This is a genomic window from Serratia sp. Sp408, assembly GCF_057180665.1.
Window position 1 is genome coordinate 1 of record NZ_JBXUFT010000051.1, and the last position, 255, is coordinate 255.

A 255-nucleotide genomic window follows, 5' to 3' on the forward strand; every position below is an offset into this window, starting at 1 on the left:
GAAACATCTAAGTACCCCGAGGAAAAGAAATCAACCGAGATTCCCCCAGTAGCGGCGAGCGAACGGGGAGGAGCCCAGAACCTGAATCAGTTCTTGTGTTAGTGGAAGCGTCTGGAAAGTCGCGCAGCAAAGGGTGATAGCCCCGTACACTAAAATACATTAATTGTGAGTTCGATGAGTAGGGCGGGACACGTGACATCCTGTCTGAATATGGGGGGACCATCCTCCAAGGCTAAATACTCCTGACTGACCGAT

The 255-nt window shown here is 51.0% G+C and carries 1 rRNA gene; it reads left to right on the plus strand.

Annotation, left to right across the window (positions count from 1 at the left end):
• Positions 1–255: ribosomal RNA gene (locus AC2AXP_RS22810) — 23S ribosomal RNA — on the plus strand; the annotation flags it as partial.